At 62.8% G+C, this 15,915-nt stretch carries 12 protein-coding genes and 1 tRNA gene; 10 read left to right on the forward strand and 3 right to left on the reverse strand.

What is annotated here, in order from left to right; genetic code table 11:
- Window positions 1-31 precede the first annotated feature (31 nt).
- Window positions 32-1,534, reverse strand: coding sequence for an IMP dehydrogenase (gene guaB / locus M2281_RS01295; RefSeq protein ID WP_280819290.1), 1,503 nt, complete (start codon window positions 1,532-1,534; stop codon window positions 32-34).
- Between the two features lie 519 nt (window positions 1,535-2,053).
- Here guaB and map point away from each other — a divergent pair.
- Together map and radC are read left to right on the forward strand one after the other, a co-directional pair.
- Window positions 2,054-2,881 (forward strand): type I methionyl aminopeptidase, encoded by an 828-nt coding sequence (gene map / locus M2281_RS01300; RefSeq protein ID WP_280819291.1) that lies wholly within the window; start codon window positions 2,054-2,056, stop codon window positions 2,879-2,881.
- Between the two features lie 51 nt (window positions 2,882-2,932).
- Entirely contained in the window at window positions 2,933-3,688 is a 756-nt protein-coding gene (gene radC, locus M2281_RS01305) for a RadC family protein (RefSeq protein WP_280819292.1), read from the forward strand.
- 92 nt (window positions 3,689-3,780) lie between these two features.
- Here radC and tig read toward each other — a convergent pair whose 3' ends face one another.
- Window positions 3,781-5,259: a trigger factor gene (gene tig, locus M2281_RS01310; RefSeq protein WP_280821073.1), complete on the reverse strand. Its 1,479-nt coding sequence runs from the start codon at window positions 5,257-5,259 to the stop codon at window positions 3,781-3,783.
- Window positions 5,260-5,624: 365 nt separating this feature from the next.
- On the opposite strand from tig, the gene M2281_RS01315 reads away from it, so the two are divergent.
- Both M2281_RS01315 and M2281_RS01320 read left to right on the forward strand, forming a co-directional pair.
- Window positions 5,625-5,709, forward strand: a tRNA-Leu gene (locus tag M2281_RS01315).
- Window positions 5,710-6,636: 927 nt separating this feature from the next.
- Window positions 6,637-7,074: a hypothetical protein gene (locus tag M2281_RS01320; protein ID WP_280819296.1), complete on the forward strand. Its 438-nt coding sequence runs from the start codon at window positions 6,637-6,639 to the stop codon at window positions 7,072-7,074.
- Here M2281_RS01320 and M2281_RS01325 read toward each other — a convergent pair.
- Window positions 7,071-7,985 (reverse strand): LysR substrate-binding domain-containing protein, encoded by a 915-nt coding sequence (locus M2281_RS01325; RefSeq protein ID WP_280819297.1) that lies wholly within the window; start codon window positions 7,983-7,985, stop codon window positions 7,071-7,073. The two genes, M2281_RS01320 and M2281_RS01325, sit on opposite strands and share 4 nt — an antisense overlap.
- Before the next feature lie 167 nt (window positions 7,986-8,152).
- Here M2281_RS01325 and M2281_RS01330 point away from each other — a divergent pair, with 167 nt between their 5' ends.
- The 6 genes from M2281_RS01330 to M2281_RS01355 all read left to right on the forward strand — a co-directional run bounded on the left by M2281_RS01330 (window position 8,153) and on the right by M2281_RS01355 (window position 15,912).
- Entirely contained in the window at window positions 8,153-9,778 is a 1,626-nt protein-coding gene (locus M2281_RS01330; RefSeq protein WP_280819298.1) for a GMC family oxidoreductase, read from the forward strand.
- Window positions 9,779-9,802: 24 nt separating this feature from the next.
- Window positions 9,803-10,909 (forward strand): mandelate racemase/muconate lactonizing enzyme family protein, encoded by a 1,107-nt coding sequence (locus M2281_RS01335; RefSeq protein WP_280819299.1) that lies wholly within the window; start codon window positions 9,803-9,805, stop codon window positions 10,907-10,909.
- Window positions 10,906-12,396 (forward strand): aldehyde dehydrogenase family protein, encoded by a 1,491-nt coding sequence (locus M2281_RS01340; protein WP_280819300.1) that lies wholly within the window; start codon window positions 10,906-10,908, stop codon window positions 12,394-12,396. Before M2281_RS01335 ends, M2281_RS01340 begins: the two co-directional genes overlap by 4 nt.
- Before the next feature lie 32 nt (window positions 12,397-12,428).
- Entirely contained in the window at window positions 12,429-14,018 is a 1,590-nt protein-coding gene (locus M2281_RS01345; protein WP_280819301.1) for an ABC transporter substrate-binding protein, read from the forward strand.
- A 101-nt stretch (window positions 14,019-14,119) separates the two neighbouring features.
- Window positions 14,120-15,079, forward strand: coding sequence for an ABC transporter permease (locus tag M2281_RS01350; protein ID WP_280819302.1), 960 nt, complete (start codon window positions 14,120-14,122; stop codon window positions 15,077-15,079).
- Between the two features lie 5 nt (window positions 15,080-15,084).
- Window positions 15,085-15,912 (forward strand): ABC transporter permease, encoded by an 828-nt coding sequence (locus M2281_RS01355; protein ID WP_280819303.1) that lies wholly within the window; start codon window positions 15,085-15,087, stop codon window positions 15,910-15,912.
- Window positions 15,913-15,915 lie beyond the last annotated feature (3 nt).

Consider the following 15,915-nt stretch of genomic DNA (forward strand, 5'->3'; position numbering starts at 1 on the left):
GCATGCCGGCCCGATCAAACTATTGCGTCGATCAGAAGCCGCCCGGGTAATTCGGGCTTTCGCGCGTGATCGTCACGTCATGCGCATGGCTTTCCCGCAGGCCTGCGGTGGAAATCCGCACGAAGGTGGCGCGCTCGCGGAAATCCACCAGATCCTTGCCGCCGACATAACCCATCGCAGCCTTGAGGCCACCGGCGAGCTGGTGAAGGACGCCGGCCACCGGGCCCTTGTACGGCACCTGCCCCTCGATGCCCTCGGGCACCAGCTTCAGCGTGTCGCGAACCTCGGCCTGGAAGTAGCGGTCGGCCGAGCCTCGCGCCATGGCGCCCACCGAGCCCATGCCGCGATAGGCTTTGAACGAACGACCCTGGTGCAGATAAACCTCGCCCGGGCTCTCCTCCGTGCCGGCGAGTAGCGAGCCGATCATGGCAGCGCTCGCACCCGCCGCAAGGGCCTTGGCGAGGTCGCCGGAGAACTTGATGCCGCCGTCGGCGATGATCGACACGCCGGCCTTCTGCGCCGTCTCGACCGCAGACATGATAGCCGAGAGCTGCGGAACGCCAACGCCTGCGACGATGCGCGTGGTGCAGATGGAACCCGGCCCGATGCCGACCTTGACGGCATCCGCGCCGGCATCGATCAGGGCCTGCGTGCCGGCCGCAGTGGCGACGTTGCCGGCCATGATGCGCACCGAATTCGAAAGCTTCTTGGCGCGGGCCACAGCGTCGAGAACACGCTGCGAGTGACCGTGCGCCGTGTCGATGACCAAGAGGTCCACACCGGCATCGATGAGGCGCTCGGCGCGCTCAAAACCGTCGTCGCCGACGCTGGTGGCGGCAGCGGCACGGAGGCGGCCCTGCGCATCTTTCGCGGCGTTGGGGTTGAGCTGCGATTTCTCCATGTCCTTGACCGTGATCAGGCCTACGCAGTTGCCGGCATTGTCCACGACCAGGAGCTTTTCGATGCGGTGCTGGTGGAGAAGGCGCTTGGCTTCGCTCTGGTCGACGGTTTCCTTGACCGTGATCAGGTTCTCCCGGGTCATCAGCTCGTAGACCTTCTGGCCGGGATCTGTCGCAAAGCGCACGTCGCGGTTGGTGAGGATACCGACGAGACGCCCGGTCTTCTGGCCGCCCTTGCCACCGTTCTCGACCACAGGAATGCCGGAAATGCCGTGCGCGCGCATAAGCGCCTGCGCATCGGCGAGCGTGGCGTCCGGCCCGATCGTGACCGGGTTCACCACCATGCCCGACTCGAACTTCTTGACCTGACGCACCTGCTCGGCCTGCTCGGCCGGGGTGAAGTTGCGGTGGATGACGCCAATGCCGCCGGCCTGCGCCATGGCGATCGCTAGGCGCGCCTCAGTGACGGTGTCCATGGCCGCCGAAAGGATCGGGATGTTCAGCTCGATGTCGCCGGCAATCACGGTCCGGATATCCGTCTGGCCAGGCATGACCTCGGAATGACCGGGCTGGAGCAGCACGTCGTCAAATGTCAGCGCGGTTGCGCCAGTTGCAGTTTCGATGATCTTTGCCATGCCAAGTCCTCAATACGGGAAACGAGCGCTGAGGCTCGGGTGAGCTGCGCTGACTCGTCTGTTCCTTCAGGAATGGCACCGGCTCGTATCACGTCTAAGCGCCAAAGGAAAGCCACGCCACGTGCAGTTTTACCCGTAATAGAGATCGGGTCAGATGATGCCGGTTCCAAGCCCCCCGCCCGAAACCGGCACCACCGTCGTGAAATCCGGCACATCATCGGATCTTCGATCCGACGGTTCCCCGACCCACGGCGCCGCCATTAGGGGGCGGCGCGGCGAGAAATTGCCCTCTGCCTCCGCTCCGGTCAACTCCCTTCTCATGTTAAGTAAGCACTGCCAACAATTGACGATTGGGCTTTCCTCGCTAACTGGTGATTCAATCCTTTGAACGACGCAAAATCGGGCCTTTTGGTCACGTCTGGGCTGATAGGACTTGAAGCCGGCGCGTTCAGGTGTCACATCAGGGCGGTTGCAGCGCCCCCTTGGCGCGCTCACCTTTCGATACGCAGGTCTATCCCCATGGTCACCTATCTGGACGCCGAAACGGCCCCATTGCGCAACACCGGTCAGATTCGCCTTTATGGCGAGGAGGCCTTTGCGGGCATGCGCAAGGCTTGCAATCTCACCGCGCGCTGCCTCGACGAGCTTGCCGACATCGTCAAGCCGGGCGTCACCACCAATGCGATCGACCGTTTCGTATTCGAATTCGGCATGGACCACGGCGCCCTGCCCGCCACGCTGAACTATCGCGGCTATACCAAGTCCACCTGCACCTCGATCAACCACGTCGTTTGCCACGGCATTCCCGACGACAAGCCGCTGCGCGAGGGCGATGTCGTCAACATCGACGTGACCTACATCCTCGACGGCTGGCACGGCGATGCGAGCCGCATGTACCCGGTCGGCACCATCAAGCGCGCCGCCGAGCGCCTGCTCGAAGTCACCTACGAGTGCCTGCTGCGCGGCATCGCCGCGGTTCGGCCCGGCGTGCGCACCGGCGCCATCGGCGCTGCCATCCAGAGCTATGCGGAAGGCGAGCGTTGCTCGGTGGTCCGCGATTTCTGCGGCCATGGCGTCGGCCTGCTTTTCCACGACGCGCCCAACATCCTGCACTACGGCAATTCGAACGAGGGCGTGGAGATGCGTGAAGGCATGATCTTCACCATAGAGCCGATGATCAATCTCGGCCGTCCGCATGTGAAGGTGCTTTCCGACGGCTGGACGGCGGTCACGCGCGACCGCTCGCTCTCGGCGCAGTACGAGCACACCGTCGGCGTGACGTCGACCGGCTGTGAAATTTTCACGCTGTCGCCCAAGGGACTCGACCGACCGGGCCTGCCTTCATAGTATCTCTCCCCGGGAACTCGCCGCCCAGCGGCGATCACGGGGGGACGCTGTATGGCCGACGACGGGCAGGACGAGCGCGGATTCTTTGCCGAGCGGCCGCCGCAATCTCTAAAACCTTCCCCGCCGCGCGAGGAAAAGCCGCATTATCTCGGCCATCGGCAGCGCCTGCGCGACCGTTTTCGCCGGGCGGGCCCGGAAACGCTTTCCGACTATGAAATTCTCGAACTGCTGCTGTTCCGCTCCATCCCGCGCGCGGACACCAAGGAGCGCGCCAAGGCGCTGCTGAAACGTTTTGGCTCGCTGGCGGAAGTGCTGGGAGCGCCCGAGCATCTCCTGCGCGAGGTCGACGACATTGGCGAAGGCGCGGCGCTGGACCTCAAGATCGTGGCCGCCGCCGCCCGGCGCCTGGCGCGCGGCGAGATCAAGGGGCGCGAGCTCCTCTCATCCTGGAGCCAGGTGCTCGAATACTGCCGGGGGGCCATGGCCTTCGAGGAGCGCGAACAGTTCCGCATCCTCTTCCTCGACAAGAAGAACGCCCTGATTGCCGACGAGGTGCAGCAGGTCGGCACGGTCGACCACACGCCGGCCCACCCACGCGAGGTGGTCCGCCGGGCGCTCGAGCTTTCGGCCACGGCCATCGTACTCGTGCACAACCACCCGTCGGGCGACCCGACCCCTTCGCGGGCCGACATCGAGATGACGAAGACGATCATCGACACGGCCAAACCGCTCGGCATCGCGGTTCACGATCACATCGTCATCGGCAAGAAGGCCTATGCCAGCATGAAGGGCCTCTTGCTGATCTGATTGATCAGCAGCCAGCCGAATATTGTTGAATCACCAAAGAAAAAGGCCGCTCGGTGAGAGCGGCCTTTTCTGTTCTTCCGATGGGAAGACGCTTACTCGGCGTCGCCTTCCTTGGCGGCCTTCTTCTTCGGCGCAGCCTTCTTCTTCGGCTCTTCGGCCGAAGCGTCGTCGGCCTTCTTGGCAGCGGCCTTCTTGGTCTTCTTCTCGGCCTTGGCCTCGTCGGCGCCCTCTTCCTCGTCTTCTGCCATCAGCTCTTCCTTGCTGACCTTCTGGTCAGTCACGGCGATCTGGGTCAGCAGATGATCGATGACCTTCTCTTCGAAGATCGGAGCGCGCAGGGTGGCCAGCGCGTTCGGGTTGCTGCGATAGAACTCGAAGACTTCCTGCTGCTGGTTTGCCGGGTAGCGACGCACGAAGTCGAACAGCGCGCGCTGCATTTCCTCGTCGTTGACCTGCACGCCAGCCTTCTCACCGATCTCGGCCAGAACCAGGCCCAGACGCACGCGGCGCTCGGCCAGACGCTGGTATTCGGTGCGGGCTTCGTCTTCCGTCGTCTCTTCGTCGGCGAAAGTACGGCCTGCGGCGGCCAGGTCACGCTGCACCTGGTTCCAGATGTTGGTGAACTCGGCCTCGATGAGCTTCGAGGGAGCCTCGAACTTGTAGCTCTCGTCGAGCTGGTCGAGCAGCTGGCGCTTCACCTTCTGGCGGGTCATCGAGCCGAACTGGCTCTCGAGCTGGCCGCGGACGATCTCGCGCAGGCGCTCGAGCGACTCGAGGCCGAGGTTCTTCGCGGTCTCGTCGTTGATTTCGAGTTCGCCCGGCTTGGCTACTTCCTTGACGGTGACGTCGAAGGTGGCTTCCTTGCCGGCCAGTTCAGCAGCGCCATAGTTTTCCGGGAAGGTCACGGTGATGACCTTCTCGTCGCCGGCCTTGGTGCCGACCAGCTGGTCTTCAAAGCCCGGGATGAATTCCTTGGAGCCGAGGACCAGCGGCTGGTCGCTGCCGGTGCCGCCGTTGAACGGCGTGCCGCCGATCTTGCCGACGTAGTCGATCGTGACGCGATCGCCTTCTTCGGCCTTGCCCTTCTTCGCCTCGTAGGAGCGCGAGGATTCGGCAATGCGCTTGACCTGCTCGTCGATCTCGGCATCCGGCACGTCGAAGACCTGGCGGGTGACGGCGATCTTGGAGAAGTCCTTCATCTCGATGGCCGGGATGATCTCGTAGGACAGCTGGAATTCGAAGTCGGCGCCGCCGGCGAGGATCTTCTCGGCTTCCTTCTCGTCCTCGGTCATGGTGACCTCGGGCTGCATGGCGGCCTTTTCGCCGCGCTCTGCAATGATGGTGCGCGTGGAGTTGGAGAGAATCTCGTTCACGACTTCCGCCATGAAGGACTTGCCGTAGACCTTGCGCAGGTGCTGCATCGGCACCTTGCCCGGACGGAAGCCATTGAGACGAACCTTGTCCTTGGCGTCATTGAGCCGTTCGACGAGCTTGGCTTCCATATCGCCGGCCGGAACGACTACCTTGATTTCGCGCTTAAGACCGGAATTGAGAGTTTCGGTAACCTGCATCATCAAACCTTTGTTTTCACGACTGCCACCGGGCAAACGGGCAAACCGCTCGACCTGCGGAGATCTTCGTGGCGGGATAGTCCTTCGGCACGGGTGAAGCAATCCCACTGGGATGGTTCCGCCATCACAGCCATTGCTTTCAATACGCTCCAGACTGGGTAAGTCTTTGTTTTTACTGCTTCTTACCGCACTCGTTCGAAGCGTGAATTCACAACCCGTCACATTTGACACGCCTTTTGTCATAGACGGACTGATTTTTCAACACTCTTCGCGTACCAAGACCGGTTGAATGCCCTTATCTTTGGGGGCATCGTTCGACTGCTGCATTGACAGAACGATGCCCGCGTGAGAATGCCATTGCCAATGCGGATGTGGCGGAACTGGTAGACGCCCCGGATTTAGGTTCCGGTGCCGAAAGGCGTGGGGGTTCGAGTCCCTTCATCCGCACCACAAACACCAGCGCCAGATTTTCACCTATCTAATTGATTTGCGAGCATATTTTTGCGCCGCGTAAGGCTTGATGGCTTTTCCTGCCGCCGCATAAACCACTTCTCCCGCTCAACCGGAACGCCCTGGCTTGATCGTAGCCAGGCGGTGGATTCGTATGGTGCCGGCGCCCTCACCTTCCAGATCGATGATTTGCAGTCGACGGGCCCGCACTTTCCACATTTGATTTGGGAGAGGCGAGGATCAAGTCTCAAGCCGCCGAGGACGCGGCCCAGAATCCGCAGGCGGTAGCCGCGCGGGTGCTTCCAGTAACGGCAGATCACGGACACGGGCGCGACACATCGCCTTTCAAAGCGAATGTGAACTGTTTGCTTGGAACCACGACGTTTAGCGGAGGTTTGGCCGGGTCGCACCTATTGCGACGCTAGTAGAAGGAGCTCTCGGATGTTCATGAGAGTCTTAACAGCCTCTGCGCTGACAATTGCCCTGATGACATCAGCACTAGCCGGTGGATCCGGCCATGGATCCGGTGGCGGCGGTCATGGACCTGGCGGCGGCGGCCATAGCGCCAGCGCTGGTAGTCACGGCCCCAACGGTGGCAGTCATAGCCATGGGATAGGATCCCGCGGCGGTGACCACGCTGAAGGCGCCGGCGACGATCCGGGCTACAACGCCTACTACAGGGGGCAGAACTACATGGGTTACGGGTGGGGAGGTCCTTGCGCCCCTTACCAGAACTGCTGAGCGGCTAAGGTCGCACTCCCATTAGCGGTACCCATGAAAAGGCCCGCCTCGGCAGACCGAGGCGGGCGACTTAGGCGAAAATGGTCAAATCTCCCAGACCATCCAAGCAATTTAGCTAAGAATGAACTGCCAGTCAGGTCAGGGAAAACCGTAGCCCTGATCAACAAACCGCCCTACAAACATCGAATGATGAAGGAAAGAAGCAGCACCGCACTGCGTACGCGGGCCTTTGCGCGTGTGCTTGGTCCATTTCTGGCGATCGTAACGGCAACCGTCATCTATCGAATGCCCCAGATGGGCCAGATCCTTACGGACTTTTTCAGCAACAGCAGCGTAGTCTGGATAACCGGCGCGATACTGCTCCTTTTCGGCGTCATCATCATCGCCTTCCATCAGTATTGGACAAGCCCCGCCGCAGTCCTCGTATCCCTGCTCGGTTGGTTCCTGGCCTTGCGCGGTGCAGTTTTGATTGTTGTTCCGAACCTCATGCTGAGCGGCGGAGAGGCGGCAATGCAGCACGCGCCTCTCGTACAGCTTGGCTTCGGCATCATGACGCTTATCGGGCTCTATCTCACCTATGTCGGGTGGATCGCCAAACCACGCTTCGAAGCCGACAAGCCTTAAGCCGGGCGTTCTGACGCCTCGTCTCGTCCCGCGCGGCATTCCGCAACGAGCCATTCGCGAAAGATGATGGCTTCGGGCGTGGTCCGTTCGGCCGAACGCGCGGTCAGGATGTAGTGCGATTCATCGATCTCGATGCCTTCCGTCAGCGGCGCCGTGAGACCTTCTTTCAGAAAAGGCTCCGCATAGCTTCGCTGCACCACGCAAGGTCCCAGGCCGGCCAAGGTCAGCCTGATCGCAAAAAGCGAGTTGTCGGTCATGGTGCTGACCCGTACCTTGCGGTCGGATATGTCGTGCTTGCGCAGAAGCTTCGTCCAGCGATCCTCACAGCCCATGATGTGAACGACGCCGTGATCGAGAAGCGCGAGCACTTTGTCGCGATCGCTGCCCTCCGGCAGCTTCGTGTCCTCACGCACCACCAGGATCGACGGCTCTCTCAACAGCGGGTGCACCTCGAATTCGCTCCACTGCCCGTCGCCGAATCGAATGTCGACATCGACATTGGTGCTGGTATCCGCCCAGATCGCGGTCAGGATCCTGAGCTTGATGTGCGGAAAGGCGGCATAGAATTTCGGCAGCAGCGGTGCCAGCCAGTTGGTGGCGAACAGGACCGGAGTACGCACTGTTATATGCGTGTCATGATCCCGTCCGAATAGTCCGACCGTGGTTACAGCCAGTTCGTCAAAAGCTTTGCGCACGCTCGGAAGGTATGCCCGTCCGATATCGGTCAGTTGCAGCCCGCGAGCGAGCCGCTCGAAGAGCTGGAACCCCAGGCGCTGTTCCAATGCACGCACCTGGTGGCTGATGGCCGCTGGCGTCAGATTCAGCTCCGCGGCCGCCGCTGAAAAACTCGAAAGTCGCGCAGATGCTTCATAGGCGCGCAACCACTGCAAGGGGGGCAAGGCAAACGACATCGGCCGAACGAGCTTCAAATGAAATGGGGTCTAACAGCGATAAAGCTTTGTTTGACTCATTGCAAACCCTGCGTCGATATTCCGCCGGCTTGCTGGATTGCTGCCTTTTGCTGGCTTACTGCCACGGGGCAGCCTCAAGCGGAGGAAACCCGGGGAAGGATCGACGCTTGGCCGAATTCGACTACATCGTGGTGGGTGCCGGCTCGGCAGGATGCGTGCTGGCCGACCAGCTCTCGAAGGATGGCGCAAGCAGCGTCCTGGTGGTGGAAGCCGGCGGTTCGGACAACAGTTTCTGGATCAAGACCCCGATTGGCTATGGCCGCACCTTCTTCAATCCGCGCATCAACTGGATGTACCACACCGAAGCGGACCCCGAGACCGGGGGTCGCAAGAGCTATTGGCCGCGCGGAAAGGTCGTCGGTGGCTCCAGCTCGATCAACGCGCTGATTTATTGCCGGGGAATGCCCGGAGACTTCGAGGATTGGCGGACCGCCGGAGCCAAGGGCTGGGGATGGGACGAGGTTCGCTCCCATTATGAAGCCATTGAAAGCCGCATCGGCGAAGACGGCACCATCGAGGGCCACGGCCCCCTGTTCATCAGCAATGTCAGGCGCGAGATTCACCCTTCCAACCGGCACTATTTCGCGATGGCCGAGGAGATGGGCATGCCCGTTACCGAGGACTGCAATGGCCCCTCGCCTGAAGGCGTGACCCACTACCGCATCACCACTCGAAACGGGAAGCGCTGGTCTGCGGCCGATGCCTTCCTGAAGCCGGCATTGAAGCGGCCAAACGTTACGCTGGTGAAGGACGCCATGGTGGAGCGCATCGTGGTCGAAGCGCATCGCGCCACCGGTGTCTCCGTCCTGCTCAAGTCCGGCCGCCAGATCTTCAAGGCGCGCAAGGAAGTCATCGTCAGCGCCGGTTCCGTTAACTCACCGAAGCTGCTGCAGCTCTCGGGCATCGGCCCCGGCGCGCTGCTTCGGCAGATGGGCATCGCCGTGGTGCACGCCAACGACAATGTCGGCGGCAATCTGCAGGATCACCTCGGCATCAACTACTACTACAAGGCGACCGAGCCGACCCTGAATTCGATGCTTTCGCCCTGGTGGGGCAAGGTCCTCCAGGGCGCGCGCTATGTGCTGACGCGGCGCGGCCCGCTCAGCCTCAGCGTGAACCAGTGCGGCGGCTTCGTGCGCTCGAACGAGGCACTGGAGCGGCCGGACCAGCAGCTTTACCTCAACCCGGTCACCTACACGACCGCGCCGAGCAACAAGCGGCCGATCATCAATCCCGATCCCTTCCCCGGCTTCATCCTTTCATTCCAGCCGACCCGCCCGACCAGCCGCGGCCGCATCGACATCGCCTCGCCCGAGGCGATTGCCGCGCCGCGCATCGTGCCGAACTACCTGTCGACCCAGAAAGACCACGACGACGTCATCGCCGGCGGCCGGCTGATCCAGCGCATGGCGCGGACGAATGCCATCCGCCGCTTCGCCAAGGAGGCGATGGCCCCCGATGTCCAAGGGTTCGACGACGAAGCGATCCTCGAAGATTTCAGGGAGCGCTGCGGCTCCGTTTTCCATCCGGTCTCGACCTGCCGGATGGGGCGCGACGAAGCGACCGCCGTGACCGACACCGAACTGAAGGTGTTCGGCATCGATGGCCTGAGAGTCGTCGACGCATCGGCCTTTCCCAACATCACGTCCGGCAACACCAACGCTCCCACGATCATGCTCGCCCATCGCGCAGCGAGCCTGATCCTGAAGGATCGTTCGCGCCGGTCCGCCTGACCCCCCGCATGGAATGGAATTGCCTTGAAAATCCGTAAGCTCGAGACCTTCACGAACGATTATGTCGGCTTCGTCCGCCTGACCGCCGAGGATGGCGCCATCGGCTGGGGCCAGCTGTCCACCTATAATTCGGACATCACCGCAAGCGTCTTCCACCGGCAGATCGCACCATGGGCGCTGGGTCGCGACACCGCCGATCTCGATGCGCTCGTGAGCGAGATTCCCGAGCGCGAGCACAAGTTCGCCTGCTCGTATCTCTACCGCGCCATGTCCGGCCTCGACACCGCCATCTGGGACCTGCACGGCCAGGTCGAGGGCAAGCCGGTGGTGGAACTGCTCGGCGGCACACCCGGCACCCTGAGGGCCTACGCTTCCTCTATGCGCCGCGACATCACGCCTGAGGCAGAGGCGGAGCGGCTTCTTCGCCTGCGCGACCGCGATGGCTTCGACGCCTTCAAGTTCCGCATCGGCTCCGAATGCGGGCACGACCGCGACGAGTGGGAAGGCCGCACCGAAACCATCGTGCCGACGATACGCAAGGCGCTGGGGTCTGATGTCGCACTGCTGGTGGACGCAAATTCCTGCTATTCGCCGCATCGTGCAATCGAGGTCGGGCAGATGCTCGAGGCCAATGGCGTCGAGCATTTCGAAGAGCCCTGCCCCTATTGGGAAATGGAGCAAACCCGCGAGGTTACGGAGGCGCTTTCGCTTGACGTGACCGGCGGCGAGCAAGACTACGACATGCAGCATTGGAAGCGTATGGTCGCCATGAAGGCGGTCGACATCGTCCAGCCGGATGTTCTTTATCTCGGCGGCATGACGCGCACCCTGCAGGTGGCTCGCATGGCGGAAGCTGCCGGCCTGCCCTGCACCCCGCACGCTGCCAATCTCGGGCTGGTGACGCTCTTCACCATGCATCTGCTGCGCGCGATCCCGAACGCCGGAAAGTATCTCGAATTCTCGATCGAGGGCCCAGACTACTATCCGTGGCAGGAAGGGCTGTTCGTCGAGGACCCCTATGGGGTGACCGACGGCAAGGTGACCATCACCGACCGTCCGGGCTGGGGCGTGGAAGTTTCGCCCGAATGGCTCGCCAAGTCGCGCTACCAGCTAAGCGAGGTGGCCGCATGACGCGCTCTGCCGAGGATCTGGCCAAGGCCTATTTCGCAACCGGGGCAGTCGAAGAACTGCCCAGCGGGCATTTCATCCATGGCGCTTTCGTGCCCGGAAGCTTCGGCGACATGCTGGAGAGCTACGATCCCGGCCTGGGTCGCGCCTTTGCCAGCTTCAGCGCAGGCAACGCCGACGACATCGCAAAAGCCGTCGAATCGGCAGAGAAGGGCCTTGCCGTCTGGCGGGATACGCCGCCTGCCAAGCGCTGCCAGATCCTCAATCGCGCCGCGGCACTGATCCGCGAACGAGGCGAGTATCTGGCCTTCGTTGAAACGCTCGATTCCGGCAAGACGCTGGTCGAAGCCCGTGGCGACGTTCAGTCTTGCGCGCGCTTCTTTGAATATTATGCGGGTGTGGCCGACAAGCTCCAGGGCAGCTCGATCCCCCTCGGCCCCGGCCTGACGAGCTGGACCGAACGCGAACCGGTCGGCATCACGGCCCACATCATTCCGTGGAACTACCCGACCTCGACCTTTGCCCGTGGCATCGCCCCGGCGCTGGCCGCCGGTTGCGCGGTGGTTGCCAAACCGGCGGAAACCACTCCCTTCACGGCTCTTATCCTGGCGCAATGGCTGCATGAGGCCGGCGTGCCGGCCGGTGTTCTCAACGTCGTCACCGGGCTAGGCCAGGATGCCGGCGCGCCGCTGGTGCGTCATCCCTCCATCGCGCATGTCACCTTCACCGGCTCGGTCGCAACCGGCGTCGGCGTCATGCAGGCAGCCGCGCCGAACGTCACCCGCCTCACCCTGGAACTCGGCGGAAAATCGCCCCTCATCGCGCTTGCCGACTGCGACCTGGACAGGGCCGTCGACGGGGCGCTCTGGGCGATCTTCTCCAATGCCGGCCAGATCTGCTCGGCGGGTTCGCGCCTAGTGGTCGAACGCTCGATCCATGACGAGCTCTTGGAAAAGCTGATCGCGAAGGCGCGCGCCCTGAAACTCGGTCATGGCCTCTCGACGGCCGACGTCGGCGCAATCAATTCCAAGCTGCATCTCAGCCGCATCGCCGGCCATGTCGACGCCGCACGCGCTCGCGGCTGCCGGATCGTTACCGGCGGACAGGCCGCGGTCGATCCGGAAACCGGCGCAGGCTGGTTCTTCGAGCCCACGATCATCGACGATGTCGCCACGACCGACCCTGCAATCCAGGAGGAGATTTTCGGTCCGGTGCTCGCCGTACAAGTCGTGGACAACGAGGACGAGGCTATCGCCATCGCCAATGCAACCGAGTACGGGCTCGTCGCAGGCATCTACACGCGTGATGTCGGCAAGGCGCTTCGCCTCGCCCGTTCCATCGATGCCGGCCAGGTGACGGTCAATGATTATTGGGCCGGCGGCATCGAAGTGCCGTTCGGCGGCAACAGGAAGTCCGGCTTCGGGCGCGAAAAAGGCCTCGAAGGTATCGACGCCTATACCCGGACGAAGGCGATCACGATCCGACACTGACCAGAGATATCAACCATCCCAAGGAGGAACGGATGAACGACCATCTTGATACACTGAAGCGCTCGCTGATCGGCGGGCAGATCGACCGTCGCGGCTTCATGACGGGCGCGCTGGCATTCGGCGTCGGCCTGTCCATGGCTTCTTCGGCGCTTGCCCAGGCCGAGAAGGCGACGCCCAAGCAGGGCGGCACGCTGCGCGTAGGCTTCCTGCAGGGTTCGACCTCGGACTCCTTCGACCCCGCGACCTACAACAACGACTTCATGTTCGTTACGAACTATGCGGTCTTCAACCACCTCACCGAGTTCGCCCCGGGCGGCGCCATCGCCCCCGAACTGGCCGAGAGCTTCGAGGCCGAGCCGGGCGCGAAGGTCTGGACCTTCAAGCTGCGCAAGGATGTCGAGTTCTCCGACGGCAAGAAGCTGACGGCCGCCGACGTGCTCGCCTCCATCGACTATCACCGCGGCGAGGATTCGAAATCGGCCGTGAAGCCGGTTCTCGCCCAGATCGCCGAAATGAAGGCGTCCGATGACCACACCGTGGTCTTCACGCTGACCACCGGCAATGCCGACTTCCCCTACATCTTCGCCGACTACCACCTCTGCGTGAAGCAGGCCGTGGACGGCAAGATCGATCCGATGAGCCGCATCGGCACCGGCGGCTATGTGGTGGAAAGCTTCGAGCCGGGCGTGCGCATCAAGCTGAAGCGCCGCGAAAGCTACTGGAAGGAAGGCCGCGCGCATTTCGAGCAGGTCGAGATCACAACGATCTCGGACACCGCTGCCCGTATGAACGCGCTGATGACCGGCCAGGTGGACGTGGTCGACCGTCCGGACCTGAAAACCATCCATCTCCTGAAGCGCGCGCCGGGCGTGCGCGTCGAGACGACCTCCGGCACGCTGCACTACACGATGCCGATGCACGTCAACACGCCGCCCTACGACAATCGCGATGTCCGCACCGCGCTCAAGCTGGCGATCAACCGCGAGGAACTCGTGGACAAGATCCTGCGCGGCTACGGCACGGTCGGCAACGACCATCCGGTCGCCAAGTCGATGCCCTTCTTCGATGCGACGATCGAGCAGCGCGCCTATGACCCGGAGAAGGCCAAGTTCCACCTGAAGCAGGCGGGGCTTTCCAGCCTCGATGTCCAGCTGTTCACCTCGGAAGCTGCCTTCGAAGGCGCGGTCGACGCTTCGCTGCTCTATGCCGAGCAGGCCAAGAAGGCCGGCATCAACATCGAGGTCGTCCGTCAGCCGAGCGACGGCTACTGGTCCAATGTGTGGCTGGTGAAGCCGTTCTGCACCAGCTACTGGGGCGGCCGCCCGACCCCGGACTGGATGTTCACCGCCGGCTATTCTAAGGACGCCGAGTGGAACGACACCAAGTGGCAGAACGAGCGCTTCAACGCTCTGCTGCTCGAGGCCCGCGCCGAGATCGATCAGAACAAGCGTGCGGAAATGTACTCCGAGATGCAGCGCCTGTGCCGCGACGATGGCGGCGCGCTCATCCCGATGTTCGGCCAGTACGTCTTCGCGCTGCGCGACCAGGTCCAGCACGGCGAGCTGAGCGAGCAGTGGAACCTCGACAGCCTGCGCTTTGTCGAGCGCTGGTGGATGGCCTAATAGGTACGACACAGGCTCTGCCGGGAAGCCACGCTTCCCGGCAGTGTCATTGGATGACGGCAGGGAGAAGCCGGCATCCCGAACGAAGCCAGGGAGGCGGCATGGGACGTATCTGGATCCTCGTGGGGGAGCGGCTGGCGCTCGGCGTCATCACGCTGATCGCGGTCTCGGCGCTGATCTTCATCGGCGTGGAGCTCTTGCCGGGCGACCTCGCACAGCAGATCCTGGGGCAGTCCGCCACGCCCGAGACCGTCGCCGCGTTCCGGCGCGAGCTGGGGCTCGACCAGCCCGCGGTCCAGCGCTATCTCCATTGGCTTCTCGGAGCCGTCCAGGGCGATTTCGGCACGTCGCTCGCCAATAATCGCCCGATTTCCGAACTCCTGTCGGTCAGGCTGGGCAATACGCTGTTCCTGGCTGCCTTTGCCGCCACGGTCTCGATCCCGCTGGCGCTGACCCTCGGCATCCTGGCCGCGCTTTACCGCAACTCGATCTTCGACCGCCTTTGCAACGTGGTGGCGTTGATCTGGGTGTCGCTGCCTGAATTCTTCGTCGCCTATGTGCTGATCCTGTTCCTGTCGGTGCGGCTGGCGCTGTTTCCCTCGCTGTCCAACATCGATGCCGGCATGCCGTTCGGCGAGCTCGTCTACCGCTCCTTCCTGCCTGCGCTCACCCTAGTGCTTGTGGTGGTGGCGCACATGATGCGCATGACCCGGGCCGCAATCATCAACGTGCTCGCAAGCCCCTATATCGAGATGGCGAGGCTGAAGGGCATGAGCCGGCTGCGCGTCATCCTTTATCACGCGCTTCCCAATGCGCTGGCGCCCATCATCAATGTCGTGGCGCTCAATCTCGCCTATCTCGTCGTCGGCGTCGTGGTTGTTGAGGTCGTGTTCGTCTATCCCGGCCTCGGCCAGCTCTTCGTCGATGCCGTGACGCATCGCGACGTCATGGTGGTCCAGTCGGTCGGCCTGCTCTTCGCCGCCGCCTACATCCTGCTCAACCTCATTGCCGACGTGCTGTCGATCGTGACCAACCCGCGCCTCATGGGCGAACGGAGGTAATGGCCATGACCCGCTTCTTTCAGACCTTGAGAACCGCCCCTTGCACCGCCTTGTTCGGTACGGCCGTGATCCTGCTGGTGGCCGTCATCGCGATATTTGCGCCGGTCATCGCCCCCTATGGCGAGACCGCGATCGTCGGGGAACAATACGAGCCCTGGAGCAGCCAGTTCCTGTTCGGAACCGACAATCTCGGCCGCGACATGTTCTCCCGCCTGATCTATGGCACGCGCAATACGGTCGGCCTCGCTTTGCTGACGACGGCGATCGCCTTCACCGTCGGCTCGCTGCTCGGCATCGTGGCCGCTGTGGTTGGCGGCATGACGGATCGTCTGCTTTCACGCATCATCGATGTGATCATGGCGATCCCTTCGCTGATCCTTGCGCTGATGCTGCTCACCATCGTTGGCGCTTCGGTTGCAAGCATGGTGCTTGTCATCGCGTTGATCTACGTCGCGCCTGTCTTCCGCCTCGCCCGCGCCTCGGCCCAGTCGGTGGTCGTGATGGACTATATCCAGGCGGCGCGACTGCGCGGAGAAGGCCTTGGCTGGCTCGTCGTGAAGGAGGTGCTACCAAACATCGCCTCAACGCTCGTCGCCGAATTCGGCCTGCGTTTCTGCTTCGTGTTCCTGTTCATCGCTGCCCTCTCCTTCCTCGGCCTGGGCATCCAGCCGCCGACCGCCGACTGGGGTTCGATGCTGAAGGAAAACGCCACGCTCATCAGCTTCGGCGACATTACCCCGCTGCTGCCGGCTGCAGCGATCGCGCTGCTCACCGTGTCGATCAATTTCGTGGTCGACTGGATGCTGCATCGCTCGAGCGGATTGAAGGACTGAGCC

Origin of the sequence: Pseudaminobacter soli (ex Li et al. 2025) (assembly GCF_029892515.1) — a bacterium.
Taxonomy (GTDB): Bacteria; Pseudomonadota; Alphaproteobacteria; order Rhizobiales; family Rhizobiaceae; genus Pseudaminobacter; species Pseudaminobacter soli_A.